The organism is Streptomyces sp. NPDC006372 (assembly GCF_040612515.1).
GTDB lineage: Bacteria > Actinomycetota > Actinomycetes > Streptomycetales > Streptomycetaceae > Streptomyces.
This window is the reverse complement of the sequence record NZ_JBEXQJ010000012.1, coordinates 77,620-97,261: the sequence shown is the minus strand read 5'-3', so window position 1 is coordinate 97,261 and position 19,642 is coordinate 77,620. Positions and strand designations below refer to the sequence as shown.

The window sequence follows — 19,642 nt, the reverse complement described above, 5'->3', positions numbered from 1 at the left end:
TGCCAGCGCGGCAGGTTCATCGACAGCGGCCACCCTCCGGGGAGGATCTCACGACGTCAAAGCCCGGCGACATCCGCAGGCTCCGGCCGGCGAGCACCAGGGTGCCGGTCCGAAGGCAGGAATGCGGGTACCCGGCTACGGCATCGCGCCGGCGTACACCGCCCGACCGGATGCGGCCCGTCAGCCAGGAAGGACACGCCGACAGCATGACCGCGTATACCCCTCCCCGTCGCCCACCGCCCCCCGCAGGCGGCAGTGATTTCGCCCGCCTGTCCAAGAAGATCGCCGAGGCCGGCCTGATGAACCGGCGCAGCGGCTACTACACCGTCCGGTCCATCGCCGTGGCCGTCGCCTACGCCGGGGGCTGGAGCGCGTTCGTCGTCATCGGCGCCGGCTGGTGGACCCTGGCGCTCGCCGCGTTCCTCGCCGTGATGTTCGGGCAGGTGGCTCTACTCGCCCACGACGTCGCGCACCGCCAGGTCTTCCGCCGACGCCGGCCCAGCGAGACGGCCGGCCGCATCGCCGGGGCCGCGATCGGGATGGGCTATGGATGGTGGCAGGACAAACACACCCGCCACCACGCCAACCCCAACCACGAGGACCTCGACCCCGACATCGCCCCCGACCTGCTGGTGTGGTCCCAGGACCAGGCCCGCGCCGCCACCGGACTGCCGAAGCTCATCGGCCGTCGGCAGGCGTTCCTCTTCTTTCCCCTGCTCCTGCTCGAAGGGGTCAACCTTCATGTCTCCAGCGCGCGAGCACTGGGCAACCGCGCACTGAAGAACCGCGCCCTGGACGGCACGCTGCTCTACGGGCACACCGCCGCCTACCTGACCGCAGTGTTCCTCGTCCTCCCGCCCGGCATGGCGATCGCGTTCCTGGCCGTCCACCAGTGCCTGTTCGGCCTGTACCTCGGTTGTCTGTTTGCGCCCAACCACAAGGGCATGCCGATCCTGACCGGCAAGGACCGCCCCGACTTCCTGCGCCGCCAGGTCCTCACCGCACGCAACGTACGCGGCAGCTGGTTCACCGACCTCGCCCTGGGCGGCCTGAACCACCAGATCGAACACCACCTGTTCCCCAGCATGCCCAGCCCCAACCTGCGCAAGGCCCGGCCCCTCGTCCGCCACGACTGCCAGGACCTGGGAGTCGACTACCTGGAAACCGGACTGATCGCCTCCTACCGGCAAGCACTCGCCAGCCTCCACCGAGCAGGAGCCCCACTGCGGCGAGCCCGTATCGGCAGTGCCCCAGCATGACGCACCGGCGCCAGCGGCGTACTCCAGAGCCCTGTCCCGGTGCCCGGCTGCAGTGATCCGGTGAAACGCAACTGCCGGAACAGCCCTGTCGGCTTCCCGGCGGGGCTGCGCCGCCTCACGGCTCCCCTTGAGGTGGCTGCTAACGCGGTCGCGCGAGCGCGGCCACCAGGCGGGTCCAGCAGAGCCGGTGCGGAACCGGTGGGAGCGAGCGTGAGGCGAAGGACGGGGCGAGCCCGCCTTCGGGTGAAGCCGGGCGGGAGATGGTCGCAGTCATGACGCGAACCCTGCCTCAGGCCGACCGGAACCGGCCCGGCGTATTGGATCAACGAGAACGACACAGACATGAGGGCCGGTGTTCGGCCGGTGTTCGAAGGATCCTCGGTAACTCAATGGCAGATGAGTTTGCAGGAGCGAGGAGTGCCTCCCGCTTGGGCGCGGAGAGTCCCGGGTGACAGGCTGTGCCTCGGCCGTCAGAGCGGCGGCGTCGCCCCCTCCTCGCTTCGGGTGCTCAGGAGGGGAGAAGCCGGGCGCAACGGTGCCCTGGACGGACGTTGCACGCACCTGTTTGAGAAGCCCCGTCGGACCGCACCGGCGAGGCTTCTCGTCGAACACCGCTATCACACAGCCCCTATGAGCGGGGTGCTGGTTCTGGCTGTTTGACCAGGTGGAAGACCTCGCGGGCCGCGTAGCGTTTGAGGCACCGGACGATTTCGCGTCGGGTCTTGCCCTCCTTGATGCGGCGCTCGTAGTAGTCCTGGGTGCGCGGGTCGACCCGCAGGCGGGTGAAGACGATGCGGTGGAGCGCGGCGTTGGCCTGACGGTCGCCGCCGCGGTTGAGGCGACGGAACTGCCGGCGTCCCGAGGAACGCTCGACGGGGCTCACACCGAGCGACAGCGGTGTCCGGACCGATCCCCACCACCTCCAGCAGCTGCGGGGCATGACGTTCCACCAGCCGGGCCAGACGAGCATCCACGTCCCGGATCTGCTCGGAAAGCTGACCTATCCGGCGAGCCAACAGGCCCAGCGTGATCCGGGTAGCCCCCAGCACCGACTCCACGCCGGCCTCCTCACGACCGCACACATCGGTGAACTGCGCACAGGTACGGAAAAGTTCAGCGTTGCCCAGTTGGGCCAGTTCTTCCCGCAAGGCGGGATCGGCAGTAATCAGAACGGCCTTGAGCTGGTTGATGGCCTGCGTGCGGGCTTTGACGGCCACACTTTCGTCAGCTTGTACATCCTGGCGATCTGTACCGGTCCGTCGCCCGCTTTGGCCCGGGCACGGGCACGCCCGCTCAACACCGCTCGCGCCGCGTTCTGGGCATCGAGCGGATCCGTTTTGCCGCGGCGACGGTGCTCTGCCTGGTCCATTCGGTTCACGTCGAACACGTCCACGCCTTGGGCCAGCAGATACCGCGACAAGGAGGCCCCATAGGAACCGGTCCCCTCCACCCCGGCGCGCCTCACGGTTCCCGACTTCGTGGCCCACTTCAGCAGATCTCGGTAGCCCGCCGTGGTGGCCGGGAACTCCTCGGTGCCAAGGACTGCCCCGGACAAGGAGAGCACCACAGCCACATGGTTATCGCGGTGCGTGTCCACTCCCACACCATCCCCGGCCAACGGCCGACACCGTGTGACTTGGACACTTCGGTCAGGCATGTCATGAGTCAGACCCCGGACCCGGGACAGCACCCTCATATCCTTCCGCCCCACTCAACACGTTGGCCCCTGTGTTCAGACCCGATCGTCAGTGGGGACAATTCGACAGCCGATGCCCAGCGCCGACAGCAAGCGGGTTCGCTTCAGTGAGGCAGGTGCCTCTCCAAGTCGGCCTGTGGTGAGCAGAATTGCGCAGGGCTCCGTCCACCTCTCAGTGACGGACACGTTGGCGTGTATCCCCGTACCACCAGGTCTCACCTGCCGCCAGACTGGCCCTCCAGCCAACCCGTCGAGCACTCGGTCGGGCCATTCCAGGATCCGCAACTCTGTTAGCAGTGAAGACACTTCGTCAGCAGTGACTACGAGCAGTAGCGGTCGGTCGTATGGCACTTCCGTCAGCTTGCGGGTCGCCGGTTCGACACGATGGTTCGGCGGTGATGGCGAGCAGGGCGGTGTCGTCGTCGACCCGGTCGGGGGTGTTCAGCAGCTCCAGGGCCCGTTCGGTGATCTGCTGGGGTCGGTGCGGGCGGCGGCGGGCAGCGCGCCGCAGGTCTGGCACAGGGCCGCCAGGCAGTCGTCCAGGGACAGTGCCCGGTTTTCCACCAGGCCGTCGGTGTACAGCAGCAGGCTGGTGCCGGGCGGGAATGCCACGTCGCGGTCGACCGGGGTGCTGCCCAGTCCCAGCGGCAGCGCCGGGGGCAGCTCCAGGTAGGCGGTGTCGGTGGATACCAGCAGCGGCGGCAGGTGCCCGCTGGCTGCGTAGCGCAGACAGTGGCGGTGTGGGTCGTAGACCGCGTACAGGCAGGTGGCGAAGCGTTCGGCGGCGAGCGACTGCAGGTAGGCGTCCAGCCTGGCCAGCACCTGGGCCGGGCCGGCGCCCTCCATCGCGAGGCTGTGCAGGGCGGAGCGGAGTTGGCCCATCACGATGGCGGCTTCCACGTCGTGGCCCATGACGTCGCCGATGGCCAGCCCCACGGCGCCGTCGGGCAGCGCGAGCACGTCGTACCAGTCGCCGCCGACCTCGGCGCCTCGGTTGCTTGCCCGGTAGTGGGTGGCCAGGCGCACCCCGGGTACCTGGGGCAGGCGGTGGGGCAGCAGGGCGCGTTGCAGGGTCAGGGCGAGGCGGCGCTCGTTGTGGTACCGGGTGGCGTTGTCGTAGGCCAGGGCCAGGCGGTGGGCGAGGTTCTCCAGATACTTGCGCTCGACCGCGGAGTAGCCGGTGTGCCGGACCAGTACCAGGGCGCCCAGTGTCTGGTCGTGGGCGTGCAGCGGCAGGGCCAGCATGGAGGCGGGCGGCGGGTGCGGGCCGGCTGGGGTCGGGGCGGTGCCGTTGATCGCGTGGGTGGCGGCGTTGGCCAGGGCCTCGCGGGCAAGAAGGGGTGCGCCGGCGATGTATGCCGGGGGCGACTGGGCCGGGGCGGGCTTTGCGGCGGTGAGGTGGATGCTGATCTGGTCGGCGAAGTCGGGCAGCAGGATCTGGCCGGCAGTCCGCAGTATCTGGTCCGGGTCGAGGGTGGCGGACAGCCGCAGGCCCGCCTCGGCCAGGGAGCCCAGCACGGCCAGCTGGTTGCGGGTCTCAGTGAGGACTTGTTCGCGCAGCCGGGACAGCTCCAAACCGGTGCGGACGCGCGCCAGCAGCTGACGCGCGGAGAAGGGTTTGGCCAGGTAGTCGTCGGCGCCGGCCTGCCGGCCCTGCACGGATTCCTCCTCGCCGGCGCGGGCGGTGAGCAAGACGATGGGCAGGCGGGCGGTGCGCGGGTCGGCGCGCAGCGCCCGGACCAGCTCGAAGCCGTCCATGCGGGGCATCATCACGTCGCTGAGCACCAGCTCCACCGGCTGCGCCAGGGCCGTCTCCAGGGCGGCCCGGCCGTCCGCGGCGAGCAGCACGTCGTAGTCGGGGTCCAGGAGCTGGGTGAGGTAGGCGCGCATGTCGGCGTTGTCGTCGACGACCAGCAGGCGGGCCCGGCGGGGGCGGTCGGTCTCGTGCGGGCCGGGGCCGTCGGTCGCGGGGGCGGGCGGGGCATCGTGGGTCGCTGGGGCGGGCGGAGTGTCTGCCGGGGGGCTCGCCGCGGCGGGGACGAGGTCAGCCGTCAGCCAGCCCAGCGCCTCGTCCACATAGGCCGCGGCGCGGCCGGACCGGCCGCCTCCGCCTTCCCTGAGGGTCTCCCCGGGGAATCCGACGCTGTCCGCGGCCGGGTTCGGGCGGGGCCGGTGGGCGGCGGCGAACGGAAGGTCCACGGTGATGCAGGTGCCCTCGCCGAGCAGGCTGTCCACACCGACGGTGCCGCCGTGCGCCTCCACCAGGTCCTTCACCAGCACCAGGCCGAGGCCGCTGCCCTCGTGAGAGCGCGAGCGTGCGCCGCGGACCCGGTAGAAGCGCTCGAACAGGCGCGGCAGCTCGTCCGCGGGGACGCCGGTGCCGGTGTCGGTCACGGTCAGCCGGGCCCGGGCGCCGACCGCTGCCACCCGCACCCGGGCGCCGCCGGTGAAGGTGAACTTCAGGGCGTTGCTGAGCAGGTTGAGGATGATCTTCTCCCACATCTCCCGGTCCAGGGACACCGGCCGGGGCAGCGGCGGGCAGTCCACCTCCAGCGTCAGCCCGGCCGCCTCGAAGGCGGAGCGGAACACCCCGGCCAGCTCGGCCGTGGCACGGGCGAGGTCGACCGGCTCGAGGGCCGGGCGCATCTGCCCGGCCTCAGCCCTGGCAACCTCCAGGAGGGTGTTGACCTGCTTCAGCAGGCGCAGGGCGCCGCGCTCGGCCAGCTCCAGCTGCTCGCGGCGTTCGGGCCGGTCCTCGTCGGCCAGAACCTGCTGGAGCGGGCCCAGGAGCAGGGTGAGCGGGGTGCGCAGTTCATGGCTGACGTTGGCGAAGAAGGTGGTCTTGGCTCGGTCCAGCTCGGCCAGCGCCTCCGCCCGCCGGCGCTGTTCGTCGTGGGCGAGCGCGGCCGTCAGCGCCCCGGCAACGGCGGCGGCGAGCACCTCCAAGAAGTCCCGGTAGGTCCCGGCCGGAGGGAAGCACGGGTTGGCGCCCACCACCAGGACGCCTCCCACCTGCCCCGCACAATCCAGCGGCAGAGCCAGCGCCTCCTCGACCGGGAGCCAGGATGCCGCGGCGTGCTGCCCGGCCGTGTTGCCGCCGGTGAGCGCGGCGGCCGGCAGTGTGGCAGGGGCACCGTCGGCGGCCACCTGCGCCAGCCGGGCCGCGGCCTCCGACCCGTCGGCCGCAATCGGCAAGACGGCCTCGGGCGCCGGCTGGAGCCCGGCGGAGGCCGCCGGCCGCAGCATCCCCGACTCGGAGGCCAGGTACAGGCTGAGGAACGGGATCTCTTCGGGATAGGAGCCCAGCACCTCCGCGACGACGCGGGCGACCTCGCCCGGCGTGGGCAGCCCGGCAGTGCGGGCGCCGGCCTCGCTCAGCAGGCGCAGCCGGCGCTCGCCCAGAACCCGGCCGGTGGTCTCGGTGAGGATCTGCAGCACGCCGCCGGCGGTGCCGTCGTCCAGCAGCACGGGCTGGAAAGAGGAGTCGAAGTAGCACTGCTCCAAAAAACCGTGGCGCTCCATGATGAGCGGCTCATCGGAGATCAGCAGGGACTGGCGGGTGTCGGTCACATAGTGGAAGTGGGAGCTCACGGGGGCCCAGACCTCGGGGAACACCTCCTTATACGGCTTGCCGAGCGCCCAGGGATGCTTGGCGCCGGGAATGGGGGCGGCGCCCAGGTTGTACAGCGTGGCGAACTCGGGGCCCCAGTACAGAGCCATACCGTGCTCAGAGGTGAGCATGAGGCGCAGGGTGTCCACCAGGGGCCCCGGCCAGCACTCGGGGGGCCCGAGCGGCGTCGCCGCCCACTCGATCCCGGCCAGAAGCTCGCCGAACGCACCGGCCTCGGCGAACATCCGGGCCGCCGCGGTGCGCGGGTCATCGGGCCGGGTCATCGAGAAGTCTTCCTCCTGGCGCCTATGTGATCCGCCCGCGCCCTCCGAAGGCTGCCGGCGGCCACTCGCTGCGGACCTTCGGGCAGAACGGACGCCGGATCCGACGGTTCTGGCTACACTCCTGCCAAAATTGCGCGGTTAAATCAGTCTAAGCTCCGATTTTCTCGGAAGTATAAACTTTCAAGCGTGCGCCGTCGGCGGCGATCATCGACTCGCAGATCCTGTGGGTGGCCGACAGCGTCGGCGCCGACGCTGTCGGCCAGGGCGAGGGGAAGACGGTGGCGGGCCGCAAAGGGCAGGCCGTGGACTGCCTCGGATTGGTGCTGGTGATGCTGGTCACCGCCGCGAGCATCCAGGACCGGGCCGCTGCGGCAACGTCTGTGTGAACTCCACCGCAGGATCACCCTGGTGTGGGCGACAGCGGATACGCCGACTCGTCGACTCCGCACCCGACTCCGCCTCGCGCTCACCATCGTCAAAGGCGACCTTCAATCACAGCGCCGAGTTCGTGTCGGCGACCTTCGAGCGGGCAGACAGACTCGGGCCGTTGGTCTGTGCCGGACAGGTGGTGCTGTCCAGCCGCATCGATCGCCCGGCTGCGCGAAAACACCCACAGCGGCGAATCAGTAAGGGGCGGGCGTCAGGGCGGGGGCCACCCCGCACCACCGTGGGCCGCTCGCGGGGCGGGCCCGGGCCGGGCTGCCAGGGGCCCGTGGCCACCGACGTCAGCGCTTGCCTCGTGGTGTGACGGCGATCTCCCGCCAGGCCACCAGCCCCGGCCGTGCCCGCGCCGGGCTGCCGTCCTCGAACAGCACCGTCTTCCCCCGCACTACCCGCAGCACGATGTCCGCGTCCCGCCCGGCGGGAACGGTCACTGCGTACCCGCCGGTGTTGTCCGTCGTCGCTGTCGCCAGCCCCTCCCCCGCCGCGTCCCGCACCTCCACCGTGACCCCCGCCACCCCGCGCCCTTCCGCGTCCGTCACCCGCCCGGTCACCACCTCCGCCTCGTCCACCGGCTCCGGCAACGGCGTGAGCACCCGCTGCGCCTCTGCGACCTCCGCAGCCCGCCGCCGCTCCAGCCGCTCCGTCCGCCGGGCCAGCTCCTCGGCTCCCTCGGTGTCGCCGTCGGCCTCGCAGCGCGCCCGCTCCACGGCGAGCGCCTCCAGGGTCCGCCGGTCGTCCTCGGCGGCGGTGAGCAGGGCGGCGACGCTGATCACGTCCAGATCGGCGACGGCGTCGACCAGGGCGCTTTCCAGGCCGGTGGGTTCGGGCACGGCGGGGCTCCTCAGGTTCGGTACGACGGGACGGAGTCGGGACGGGGGTTACTTCGGGCGGGGCCGAGCCCCAGTCAGCCGCGCCGGGTCCACGCCCCGCAGGGCTGGCGCACACGCCTCGGGATTACTCAGCTGCGCCTCGGACAGGTTGTCGCGGTTCACGACCAGGGTTCCGCCCACCTGGATGCAGTGCGTCGACTGGTTGAGCGCGGTGGTGTTCAGCGTTCCCGACACCAGCGCGGAGAGCTGGGCGGTCCCAGGCGCCTCCCGCAGGCGGTTGCCGGTGACACGCACGATGTTCCCGCCGAGCAGGCTCCCGAACGACGGCCGCGCCAGGGACGCCGACTCCACCAGGTTGTCCGCCACCCCCACGTCGTCCCGCCCCGCCACCACCGCTGTGCTCTGCACGGCCGTGGCCTCCGATGCGTCCAGCCGCACCCGATTCGCCGCGAACAGCACTGGCCCAGCGCCCTCGACGGCGGCCCGCGCCACGGCCCCCGCCGCGAACGGCCGGTCCACCGTCGCCCCCACCGCGTGCAGCCGGAACCCGGGCCCGGCCGCCCTGGCGCCGTGGGTACCGCCCCCGCCGGGGTTGGACGGGGTCGCGTCCAACAGGAACACCGCCGACCCCAGCGAACTCGCGATGTACCGGTCGAACTCGTCCCGCGCCGCTCGCGCCCCCGCCGCCGACTCCAGGGCGGCGGCCTCGCGCAGTGCGGCGGCCCGTGCCCGGAACACCTCGGCGCTGGTCGACAGCCGCGCGGTCGAGGAACGCACCTCCTGCGGCTGCGGCAGCGCGGTCCCGGCGAGCAGGTTGTCCGTCACCGACACCGCGCCCTCCGCGATCAGCAGCAGCGCCCGCCCGGACGGGTGCACCACGGTGTTGCCCCGGACGACGGCGGCCGGAGGCGCCTCAAGGCGCTCGTCGTCCGCGCCGACGTCCCCGAGCCAGGTGGTCGCCCGCCGCACCGCGATCCCCGCCCGGTAGCCGGGCACCGGCTGCCGGGCCCAGCGTCCGTTGTTCAGGATCTGGTTGTTCTCGACGATCACCGTCTCCGCGGCACCGACGAACACCCCGCACACCGGGTGGTCGTACGAGGTGCCGTTGCCCCGCACCAGGTTGTCCCGCAGGGTCAGCGTGTGCGCCTCGCCGAAGGTGATCCCTCCGAGCGCGCTGCGGGGGTCGTCCGAGGGCTGGGCCTCGATCCGCAGGCAGCTCTCGATCCGGTTGTCGTCCACCAGGGCGTCCTGGAGGTAACCGGCGCCCACGGTGTCGGGCGGGTAGTCGGCGGTGGCGATGCCGTTGCCGCCCATCGCGGCGATCCGGTTCCCGGTGATCCGGACATCGCGCACGCGCCCCTGGGCGACCGGCGTCCAGGTGACGACGCCCTCCGGCCCCCCGGCGGGCGGCCGTTGGGGTGACCCCGGCTTCAGGTGCAGGCATCCGCTCTCGTCCACCACCACCGACAGCCCGCCCAGCCTGATCGCCCGGCGCACCGCCGCCGCGTAGTTCTCGGTGAGCAGCCGGATGTCCTCCGACGGGACCCACACGATGCTGCCCAGCGTGATGCCGTTCCCGTTTCCGCCCTCGACGCGGTTGCGGCGGATCTCCACCCGCCGCGAACCCCCGCCGATCTGGAGCCCGCCCAGCGGCAGCCGCAGCCGGACCGCCCTGATCCCCCCGAACAGGCCCGGGGAGCGCTCCGGATCCGGAGCGGTGATCGTGCACCCCTCCACCAGGACGTCGGTGCCGCGCACGAACACCCCCGGGTCCGCGCCCGCGCCGGGCTCCCCGGCGCCCAGCGGCGTCCCGAACGGTGGTCCCAGCGGGCGGAGTTCCACCCGGCAGTCCAGCATCCGCAGCCCCTCGACCCGGTTCACGGTGACCGCCGATCGCGCGGCGGAGTGCACCAGCAGGTCGCGCAGCGTGATGCCGGAGGTGATCACCGCCTCGCCGCTGGTATCGGTGACAGCGATGCCGACGGCGTCACGGCTCTCGACGGTGAAGGACTCCAGCGTGATGTCCTGCGCGTCGGTGACGGCCACCACGGGGCCGTCACCGTCCGGCGCTTCGATGACGGTGCGCGGCCCGCACCCGTGCACGGTCACCCCGCTGCGGTCGCGGATCTCGAACCGTTGGACATAGCGTCCGGGCAGCACGCACACCGACCCGCCCTCCGGCGGAAGCCGGTCGATGGCGTGCTGGATGTCGGCGAACTGCCCGTGACTGCCGACGCCGTCGCCGACCGTGTGGGTGCAGCAGCCGCCCAGCCGGGTGAGCGGGTCGAACGACGGACGGCAGTCGTCCACCAGCGTGCCGGTCGCCGCGCCCGGTTCCCAGCGGATGACGCCCAGTGGCGCGACCCATCGTCGGAAGCCGTGCGGCGGGCGCCCCTCCTCGAGTTGCCACGGCAGCACCTGGGTCGGGGTGTGCGGCCGGGCCGCGATGATCCAGTGCTCGCCCGCAGTGCGGCGGTTGCCGGCGACGGTCACGTGCAGCCCGGTGTGGGCCAGTGGGACCGCGGTGCCGTCGGGGCAGGTGAGGGCCAGGGGGGACGTGGTGTCGGCGCCGCGGTTCCACACCCGCAGGTAGATGAACTCCTCCCCGAGCGCCGCCGCGTCCGGACGGGTGCGCCAGGCGGCGCCGAAGTCGGCCGGGGCCGGGGTGTCCAGGGTGAGGGTGAGGGTGTCGGGGTCGTAGGAGCCCTGGACTCGGGCCAGCAGCCCGGTGCGTTCGGCGATCTTCTCCCCGTTGGGCAGCACGGCCGCCCACGGGAGGAGTTCGACGACCTGTCCGGCGGTGGGCCAGTGCGCCTGGTCCGGCGGCTCGGTGAGCAGGGTGACCACGGTGCGGGCGCCTGCGGCGTCGGTGGACAGCTTGGCCCGGTACAGCGGCGCACTGTTGTCGTATCCCCAGGTCAGTGCGTGTCCGTCGCCGACGAGTTGGACGCGGATGGCCTGGTTGTCGGCGCCCAGGTAGCCGCCTGCGACCGAGGGCGAGCACAGCGAGTCGGTGTCGGCGGCCGGGTCGTACCCGACGGTGAGTGTGGTGTCGCCGACGGCCTCCAGATCGGGCCCCACCCCCACGCCCAGGTTCTTGACCACGCGGGCCCAGCCGTCCTCGCAGCGGGCCGAGCCGATGTCGGGGGTGATCCGGACGCGGCGCACCACCCGGGTGCGGGCGGAGGTGTCCCAGGCGCCGAGGGCGGCGTCCTGGAGTTCGGCGTCCTCGACTGCGGTGACGTCCTGGAGGACGGCTTCGATCCACACCAGGTCGTGGCGTGCGTTCCCCTCGGCGGCGGGTGCGCCGGGCCGGTCGGCGGGCGTCTGCTGGAGCCAGTCGTCCTGGGCGCGGAAGGTCTCGGTGCCGTCGGTCTCCAGGCGCAGCCCGCCGAGGTAGAGGATCCCGGCGCCCAGGGTGAAGTCGAGGCCGTCCGGTCCGACGACGGGATTGGTGGGCAGGAACCCTCCGTCGGGTGTGCCGCAGGCGCCGATGACGTCGGCGAGGGCGCGGCGGCGGTCGTCCTCGGCGATCTCGGCGCCGGTGTTGAGGTCGTCGTCGAGCAGCACGCGGCCCATCTGCATCCGGGTGCCCTGGTACTGCTTGCGCCGGTCGTGGCCGGCGCGGGACAGGTCGATAGCCACGGTGCTGGTCGCTCCTGCTTCTGTCGCTGGGGTTGGTGGGACGGACTTGGGGGGACGGAGCCGGGGGGTGATACAGCGTCAGGTCTCCAGGACGTAGTGCGGTAGGAGCCCGAACGGCGCGTACTCGTCGATCTTGGACCGCAGGCCGTCCAGCCGTACCGCCTCCCGCAGCGAGGACCACACGCCGATCTGCGAGGTGTCCTCGGCGCCCCGGGCCACCGCCTGGGGCGCGGACGCGGCGAGCTGGGTGTATCCGGAGTCGCCGAAGGTCAGCGAGGTGAACAGGCCCGCGGTCGAGGCGAGGGTGTGCGAGCGGTAGGGGTGGGGCAGGCGGCTGCAGGGTCCGGCCGCGCCGAAGCGGAAGCAGCCGTGCTGGGTGTCGGTGACGGTGACGGTCCCGGCGGCCAGGAGCTCGGTGGCGCGCATCCGGTTGACGACGATGCCGCCGACCACCGTTGAGCGGGCGGCGTCGAGTTCGGCATCGGGGGCGTTCAGCGCGGTGCCTCCGGCGACGTCGTGGATGACGCTGTCCCGCAGCACCAGGGTCCCCAGGCGTCCGCCGAACGCGGTGGCCACCGGCCCGCACACCGAGCGGTCGATCTCGAGCGTGTCGACGTCGCCCTCGATGACCAGCGCCACCGGCGCCGGGTCGGGCGTCTGGCCGGGCACGGGGGGCGCCCCCGGGTCGAGGGTGGTGTGGCGCAGGACGACGCGGGCGAAGCTGCCCCGCAGCCGCGTCACGGCGACCGGCGCGCCCAGCGGGGCGCCCCACCACAGGCCGTCGAGCAGCAGCGTCGCGTCACCGCCGGGCGCGCCCTCCCACACGACGTCGGCGCCGAGCGAGACGTAGGGGCGGTGCCGGTCGGCGGCCTGGAGCGCCAGCGCCCGTACTGGCGCTCCACCGGTCAGCGCGGTGTAGGTGCGGCTGTCGGCGACCCGGACCACCCCGGAGTCGGGCAGCGCGCCCGGCGCGGGGGCCGGGGTGGGCGGCGGCGGGACGGCTACGAACGGCCCGCCCCCGGACGCGGTCGCGTCCGCCGGCAGCTGCCCGGCGGAGCGGTCCCAGGGCCCGGCGCCGACCGGCCCGGAGAACCCGATGTGGTGGGTGGTGGCCAGGGCCTGCCCGGGCGCGGCGCCCCGGAACAGCATCCGCCCGCGCTCCGGGTCGACGACCAGCCGCACCCCGGCTGCCGGGCTCGCCCATCCGGATAGCTCCCCCGCCGTGATGCGGTGCGTGGGGACCGCGATGGGCGGTGTGGACTGCACGCTCAGCGAGGTGGGCAGCAGCCCGGCCTTGCCGCAGTCGCCGGCCAGGGCTGCCGCCAGCAGGGCCTGCCAGGCGGCGCCGAGCAGAACGGCGGAGCTGGCGGCGGGCAGCAGCGCGACCGAGGCCCGCAGCGCGGCCTCGCCGTCGTGGCGGCGCCCGACCAGGCGGCGCAGGTCGGCGGTGACGGCGTCGGTGAGCCCGGCGGCGTCTCGGACCTGGGCGACACCGCGTTCGGTGAGCGTGTAGGCGGCGTCGCCCAGGACCCGGCAGCGCATCGGCGCGGCGGTCTCCCAGGGCCGGGCGGGCCGCCACTGGTCGACGTCGTCGGGCCGGTTGCGGCGTTGGAACAGCGGGACGTCGCGGCCGGACGGGTCGAAGGTGCGGGCGCGGGCGTCCGGGGCGCCCGGCGGGGTGCCGGGTTCGCTGCCGGTGATCCGCCAGGCGGGGATCCGGTACAGGTGCACGGCTAGGCGGTTGACGTTGTGGCGGCCCGCCCGGCCGGGCACGGTGCCGTCGCGGGGGCGGCGCAGGTCGGCGGTGCGGTGGTACTCGTCGAACGGCCCGTCGGCGAGTTCGGCGCCGCGTACGGAGCGCAGGTCGGCGAGGCCGCCGGCCGGGGTTCGGGTGGAGCGGCCCGGCGGCGGGCCGGGCACCGGGTCCAGGGCGTGGGCGAAGCGTCCCAGGCGGCGGTACATCTCGACGACCACGCCGTCCCACCCGGTGAGGTCGGCGATCAGCTCCTCCAGGATCCGCACGGTGCCCTTGCGGCGGCGCCGGTGGATGGTCCGGGCGACGTCGACGCGCCGTCCGCGGGGGTTGAGCGCGGAAACCAGCCGGGTGGCCACCAGGTCGGCCAGGTACGGCACGGCCCAGTCGTCGGCGCGCTCCACGAACGGGTCCTCGCCCAGGCGGTCGACGCTGCGGCGGGCGGCGGCCAGGTCGGCCCCCACCGCCTCGGCGAGGGCACGCAGCACCCCGGGCCCGGTCTCCCCGCCGTCCGCGTCCCGGTAGACCGCGGGGATCAGCGACCACAGCAGCTCGGTGTGCAGCCGCTCGTAGTCGTCGCGCGGCGGACGGGCGCTCATCGGGCGGCCGCCGCGTGCACATCGAGGCGGTCCACCAGGTCCAGCCACCCGCCGTCGGGCGGCGCCAGCGCGGGTGCGGTGAACGGCGCCCCGTCCACGGTCGCGCCCTGCACGGCGACCGTCCCGGGCACGGCGAGCACGGCGGCGAACAGTGCGCTGCGGCGTAGCGGTCCGTCGACGCCCAGCGTCGCGGGGGCCAGCGGGGCGCGCGGCCCGGCCGTCAGTGCGGCCCGCACGGCGGCGGCCACGGCGGCGGGGTCCTCGGCGGGGTCGGGGGCCAGGTGCAGGGCCAGGCGGTGCGGTGCGGGCATGGCGGGCGCGGCCTCCAGGGGGGTTGTCGGGTCGGTCAGCGCGCGCAGGGTGCGCAGCAGCACGGGTGCGAGCTCGGGCGGCCCGATGTAGGCGACGCGGACGACCGGCCGCTGCCTGGTCGCGCTCCATCGCCATCCGGCGCGCACCCCGACAGCCCCGGGCACGCCGGCGGCAGCGGCCTCCATGTCGGCCAGCGACACGGCGCGGCCGAGCAGCAGTGCCGAGGCGGGGGCGCGGGTGCGGAGGTCCTGGTCGCTCTCGGCGTCGGCGCCGCCGGTCGCGGCGACCGGGTTGCGGACCTGGGCGAGTCCGGGGACGGGGCGGACGATCTGGGTGATCGAGCGGGCCGGGGGGCTCGCGGCGCCCGCCCCAACCCGGTAGCGGGCGGTGATCACGGACCCGGTGGGTGGTGCGGCGCAGCGCGGGGGGCCGCCGAAGACGACGTCGGTGCGGCCGTCGGGGCCGGGGCGGGTGAGGTACACCTCCTCATGGCCGGACAGTCCGTAGAGGGTGGGGACCTCGCGCCACAGCCGCCCATTGACGCGGATGTCGAGGTCGGGGCGCGCCCCGGTGGGGGTGGCGCGGTGGGTGACCGGGGAGCGGGCCAGGGTGAAGCGCTGCTGCGGGCGGGTGGCGTCGCCGGTGCCCAGGACCTCGTGGTCGACGGTCTCGCCGCGGGTGCAGGGCAGCAGGTTGCCGTGTGCGGTGACGGGGGCGGGGAGTTCGCCGGTCCAGGCGGCGTCCCGGTCCGGGGTCAGGGTGCGGGTGGCGGGGTCGAGGCGGCCGGTGGTGTCGACGCCGGGTCCGGAAGCGGGGGCGAGCAGGAAGCGGCCGGGGAGCGCGGGCGCGGCCGGGGCGGCGGGGAGGGTACGGCGCAGGCGGCGCAGGGCGTCGGCGACGCGGGCGGAAGAGGCTGCGGCGCCCGGAGCGCCCTTGGCGGCGAGTGCGGAGACGGCTGCGTGCGGGTGCTGCGCGGGCTGAAGAACGGCGGAGGGCCCGGTGGACGTGGTGGCCACCGGCCCATCGACGGTCAGGGCGTCGTCGGCGCGGATCCCGGTCGCGGTGGGCAGGGTGATCCGGGCGGCCGGGGTCAGGCCGGTGTGCAGCACGGTCTCCACGGGCGGGGCGGCGGTGCGGACGGCGAGGGACAGGACGGCGGAGACGCTCTGGCTGATGCCGGTGCGCAGGGCGCCGTCGAGGGTGACCACAGTGACCGGGACGGTGGTGGCGGGGCTGGTGACACTGCCCGTCACCTTGCCGTCAGCGTCCTTGAACTGGGTGGTGGTGGCGGCGCGCACGCTGCGCGGCGCCTCGTCGACGTCGGCGATCCGGAACGCGTACAGGTCGCCACCGCGGCCGGCGATCACCCGGTCGCCGATGTGGAGGTCGCGGTGGAGGCCGTCCAGGACCAGGGAGGTCTTGCCGCCGCTTGAGCTGATCACGGCGGGGTCGCCGCCCAGCCGGGGCCCGCGCCACAGCCCGGCGGTGCGGGTCGGGCGCAGCAGCGTGATGTCGGCGAGCGCCGTCCTGGCGGGCAGTCCGGGGTCGCCGTCGAAGGTGACGGTGGGGTAGCGGACGCCGTCGGCCTCGGTGCGGTGGCCGAGTGCGGTGACGCGCAGCGCCCTGGCCCCGCCGGGGTGCGCGACCAGCACGGGCGCGCCCGCGGTGAGCGCGACGCCTTTGGGGTCGAGCAGCACGGTGGGCCCGGCGGCGCCGGGCAGCCGATCCGGGCGGCAGGGCGCGAGCGTCCAGCCGTTCCACTTCGGCCGGATCACCGTGTCCGCGTCGAGTTCGAAGACCTGCGGGGGGCCACCGTCGGGCAACGCGGCGGAGCGGAACGCGGTCCCGGCACGCAGCAGCACCGGTTCGGTGCCGTCGGCGTACGCGGCCAGGGTAACCGAGGCGGCGACGGCGGGCCGGGGGGTGGCGCCGAGCAGGGCGACCAGTGCGCGCAGCGACTCGGGGCGGCGGGCGGTGCGGACGAACGCCTCGTGGGCGAGGGTCTCGTCGTAGAACCCGACGACGTCCAGCACGTACGCCCAGAACTCCAGCAGCATCACGCCGGGGTCCCGCGGCCCGCGTCCACGCCACCCGGCGAGCGCGGGCCGGGCGGCGGCGGTGGCCAGCAGGGCGCGGCGGTGGTCGGCGAACGTCCCCGGCTGCCGGGCCAGGCCGCTGCGGGCCTCGGGCAGGTCCAGGGGGTGGACGGGGAGGGCGGGGGCGGCGGTCATCGGGGCGTCCTCCTCGGCGGACGTGCGGGGCGTGGGCGGTGGCGGTCGGCGGCGGTCATACGCCGCCCCGGGTGAGCACCCGCAGCGAGCCCCGGTCGGGGTGCGCCGGGTCCTGGTCGACCCGCACCACCTCCTCGGGGGCCACCCGCAGCACCAGATCGGTGAACTCCCGCCAGGCGAACCGGTCCCGGCGCCGCACCCGCACCCCCAGCACCTCGGCCACGCCCGGCACCGCCTGCACCGCCGCCTCCAGCCGGGACCGGTACAGCGGGGTGCCGAAGGTGAACCGGTCGGGGTGGAAGAACGCCTGGGGAGCGGGCGGCGGAGCCGTGCCCACCAGGGCCTGGAGCACGTCGGCGCGCACCCGTGCCGGGTAGGCGTCGGGTTTCACGCACACGGTGACCTCCAGGTCCAGGTCGGCGTAGCGGGGGTCGCGTGCGGCGGTCTGCCGCCCGGCCTGCCGGAACAGGTCCAGTTGGCGGTCCAGGGAGGCCCGCTGGGCGGCGGTGAACCGGGTGGAGCCGAGCGGGTCGGCGGTGGCGAACAGGGTCAGCCAGCTGCCGGTCCAGCGCAGGGTGGCCCCGGCGCGCTGCACCCAGGGCAGGCGGCCGACGGCCTCCGCGTAGTCCTCCGGGCGGACGGCGCGGTAGGTGACGGCGCGGTAGGCGTCGGGGGCGTCGAGGCGGGCCTGGTCCAGGCTCTGGGGGTCCCGGCCACCGTGGGCCGGGACGGGGTTGGTGACGGCGTCGACGGGCAGGCCGGGGGCGTCGAGGCGGACCAGGGTGTCGGCGGGCACGTCGTCGCGTACGCCCCGGCAGAGCCGGTAGGTGACGCGGAACCGGGTGCCGTCGGCGGGCACGGCGCCGAACTCCCCGTCGCCGAACCGCACGGTGGCGCCGCGCCCGTCGGCGAGGTCGCGGTGCACCAGCTCCCCGCCGGGAACCTGGTATCCGGCCACCCGCCGCCAGGCGCCGTCTTCCAGGGTGATGTGCGGGTCGGTGGGCAGTGAGGAGTTGACGCCCAGCAGGGAGCGCCGCCACCGCCAGGCCGAGTGCGGCAGCGGCACCCCGTCGGAGCCGGTCTCGTCCAGCAGCAGTTCGGGGCGCGACGGCCCGGCGGTGGTGTCCAGCCAGGCCAGGACCGTGGTGTCGCTGCCGGGCAGGGTGAAGCGGTGGCACACCGTGCCCTGCGGGCCCTCGCGTTCGACGGTGCGCGGCAGTTCGGCCGGAGCGGCGCCGTCCGCGCCGACGGCGAAGTCCACGCGCTCGGTGCGCCCGGCGGTGGCCGGGAGCAGGTTGCCGCGCACGGTGAGCGCGGTGAGGTCGAGCGGGAAGGGGGTGGCGTGCCGCTTCTCCCAGCGGATCAGGGTCAGGTCGGTGCCCAGCACGGGGTCGCGCATGTCACGGGCTTCGACTACGCGCACCGGCCACACCTGCACGGGGGCCATGGGCGCGCCCGGGTCGGCGGAGCGTTCGCTGCGCAGCAGCAGCCAGGTGCCCGGTACGGCCTCCGGCTCCGCCAGGCCGGGCGCGGGCGTGCCTCCGCCGTTGCCGAAGCCGGTGGGGACGCCGCCGACCGCGCCGCCGCCGGACGGCCCGGCGGAGACGGGGTCTTCAGGGTCGTCGAAGGCGAGGGCGGCGGCGTGGTGGCCGACCAGGTGCAGGGCGGTGGCGCCGCACGGCAGTTCGGTGTCGTCCTCGTCCCACACGTGCGGGGTGAAGGCGTTGCGCGCGTCGGCGGCCGGGTAGCCGGTGCGGGGGTCGTGCAGCCCGCGGCCGATCTCGAACTTGGCGTTGCCGTCGGTGCTGGTGACGGGGGTTCCGGTGGGCACGGTGACGGTTCCGGAGCCGGAGGTGACGGTGACGTCCACCCAGGTGGTGCTGCCCGCGCCGTCGTCGAGTTCGTAGTCGACCAGGCGGGCGTGGCCGCGTACCGAGCGGCGCAGCACGGCGGTCGGCCAGTGCGCCTCGCGGGCCCAACGGTCCTGGGTGTAGGCGAGGTCGTCGCCGACGGCGGCGGCGATTTCGGCCCACATCACGCCGATGTCGGCCTCGGAGCGCTCGGTCCAGTCGGGGTGGTAGACGGCGGCGAAGTCCAGCAGGGCGCGGCGCAGCCCGGCGAAGTCGCGGGCCAGGTAGTCGACGGTGGCGTCGACCTCGGGTCCCGGTGGGCAGGGGGCCTGGGCGGGGGCGCAGTCGAACGGGCTCTCGCAGGCGGCCTTGAAGCTGAACTCGACGTCGTTGGACCAAGGGTCGAGGCGGGGGTCGTCCAGCCGCAGTCGGTGCGCGGCGAACCCGCCCGGGCGGGGCACGGTCAGCCGCAGCACGGTGCGCCCTCCGAGCACCGGCCAGCCGGCGACGGCGGCGGGCAGCCGAGCGGGGACGGCGGTGTCGAGCAGGTGCACGGCGGCGTCGCCTAGCGTCCCGGGCAGCGGGACGGCCAGGGTCTCCGGGGGACGCAGGAAGTACACGTCCAGGGTGGTCTGCGAGGAGTGGACGTGCACGAAGTCGATCCCGGTGACCTGGTCCTGAGCCAGCAGGACGGCCCGGCGGTCGGGTGCGGCAGCCATCTACGCGCCCACCTCCACGTTGAGGAAGCGGCGTTCCCCGCGGGCCCGCAGCAGGTACGACACAGTGACCTCGACGCGGTCGCCGCCGGTGCGCACCTCGACGTCGTCGACGCGGACGAGCTGCCCCAGCCAGCGTTCCAGCGCCTCGACCACCACGACGCGCACCAGCGCGGCGGCGGCCGGGTCGTTGGGGGCGAACAGCATGCGCCGGAGACCGCAGCCGAAGTCGGGGCGGTTGACGCGTTCCCCGGGGTCGGTGAGCAGCACCTGCCGCATCAACTGGTCGACGTGGGCGGCCTCGTCCGCCTCTCGGGCCAGGGTCCCGTCGGCGGGGTCAAGGACGGGCGGGAAGCGCAGTGCGGGCGGGCGCGCGGGTGTGGTCACGGTGCGGCTCCCAGGGTGGGGCGCGC

General features: G+C 74.1%; 10 protein-coding genes and 1 pseudogene. 2 read left to right on the top strand and 9 right to left on the bottom strand.

Annotated features, from left to right (window positions below; translation table 11 throughout):
- Positions 1-206: 206 nt before the first annotated feature.
- Complete coding sequence (locus ABZ016_RS19995; protein WP_356917961.1) at positions 207-1,259, top strand: acyl-CoA desaturase; 1,053 nt, start codon at positions 207-209, stop codon at positions 1,257-1,259.
- Between the two features lie 628 nt (positions 1,260-1,887).
- On the opposite strand, the gene ABZ016_RS19990 is transcribed toward ABZ016_RS19995, so the two are convergent.
- From ABZ016_RS19990 to ABZ016_RS19980, 3 genes are all read right to left on the bottom strand, one after another.
- A complete protein-coding gene (locus tag ABZ016_RS19990; RefSeq protein WP_356917960.1) occupies positions 1,888-2,229 on the bottom strand; it encodes a transposase in 342 nt (113 codons plus the stop codon).
- A 195-nt stretch (positions 2,230-2,424) separates the two neighbouring features.
- The gene (locus tag ABZ016_RS19985; RefSeq protein WP_356917959.1) at positions 2,425-2,856 is read right to left on the bottom strand and encodes a transposase; all 432 of its coding nucleotides are present in this window, start codon (positions 2,854-2,856) and stop codon (positions 2,425-2,427) included.
- A 540-nt stretch (positions 2,857-3,396) separates the two neighbouring features.
- Entirely contained in the window at positions 3,397-6,849 is a 3,453-nt protein-coding gene (locus tag ABZ016_RS19980) for a SpoIIE family protein phosphatase (RefSeq protein ID WP_356917958.1), read from the bottom strand.
- A gap of 269 nt (positions 6,850-7,118) precedes the next feature.
- Here ABZ016_RS19980 and ABZ016_RS19975 point away from each other — a divergent pair.
- Positions 7,119-7,223, top strand: a pseudogene (locus tag ABZ016_RS19975) (IS5/IS1182 family transposase); the annotation flags it as partial.
- A 351-nt stretch (positions 7,224-7,574) separates the two neighbouring features.
- On the opposite strand, the gene ABZ016_RS19970 reads toward ABZ016_RS19975, so the two are convergent.
- The 6 genes from ABZ016_RS19970 to ABZ016_RS19945 form a co-directional block, all read right to left on the bottom strand.
- The gene (locus tag ABZ016_RS19970) at positions 7,575-8,123 is read right to left on the bottom strand and encodes a carboxypeptidase-like regulatory domain-containing protein (RefSeq protein ID WP_356917957.1); all 549 of its coding nucleotides are present in this window, start codon (positions 8,121-8,123) and stop codon (positions 7,575-7,577) included.
- Between the two features lie 48 nt (positions 8,124-8,171).
- A complete protein-coding gene (locus ABZ016_RS19965; RefSeq protein ID WP_356917956.1) occupies positions 8,172-11,768 on the bottom strand; it encodes a DUF6519 domain-containing protein in 3,597 nt (1,198 codons plus the stop codon).
- Positions 11,769-11,846: 78 nt separating this feature from the next.
- Entirely contained in the window at positions 11,847-14,120 is a 2,274-nt protein-coding gene (locus ABZ016_RS19960) for a hypothetical protein (RefSeq protein WP_356917955.1), read from the bottom strand.
- Positions 14,117-16,663 (bottom strand): baseplate J/gp47 family protein, encoded by a 2,547-nt coding sequence (locus ABZ016_RS19955; protein ID WP_356917954.1) that lies wholly within the window; start codon positions 16,661-16,663, stop codon positions 14,117-14,119. Before ABZ016_RS19955 ends, ABZ016_RS19960 begins: the two co-directional genes overlap by 4 nt.
- A 55-nt stretch (positions 16,664-16,718) precedes the next feature.
- Complete coding sequence (locus tag ABZ016_RS19950; protein ID WP_356917953.1) at positions 16,719-19,232, bottom strand: hypothetical protein; 2,514 nt, start codon at positions 19,230-19,232, stop codon at positions 16,719-16,721.
- Positions 19,233-19,616 carry a GPW/gp25 family protein gene (locus ABZ016_RS19945; RefSeq protein WP_356917952.1) on the bottom strand — a complete coding sequence of 128 codons (384 nt, stop codon included), beginning with the start codon at positions 19,614-19,616 and terminating at the stop codon, positions 19,233-19,235.
- Positions 19,617-19,642 lie beyond the last annotated feature (26 nt).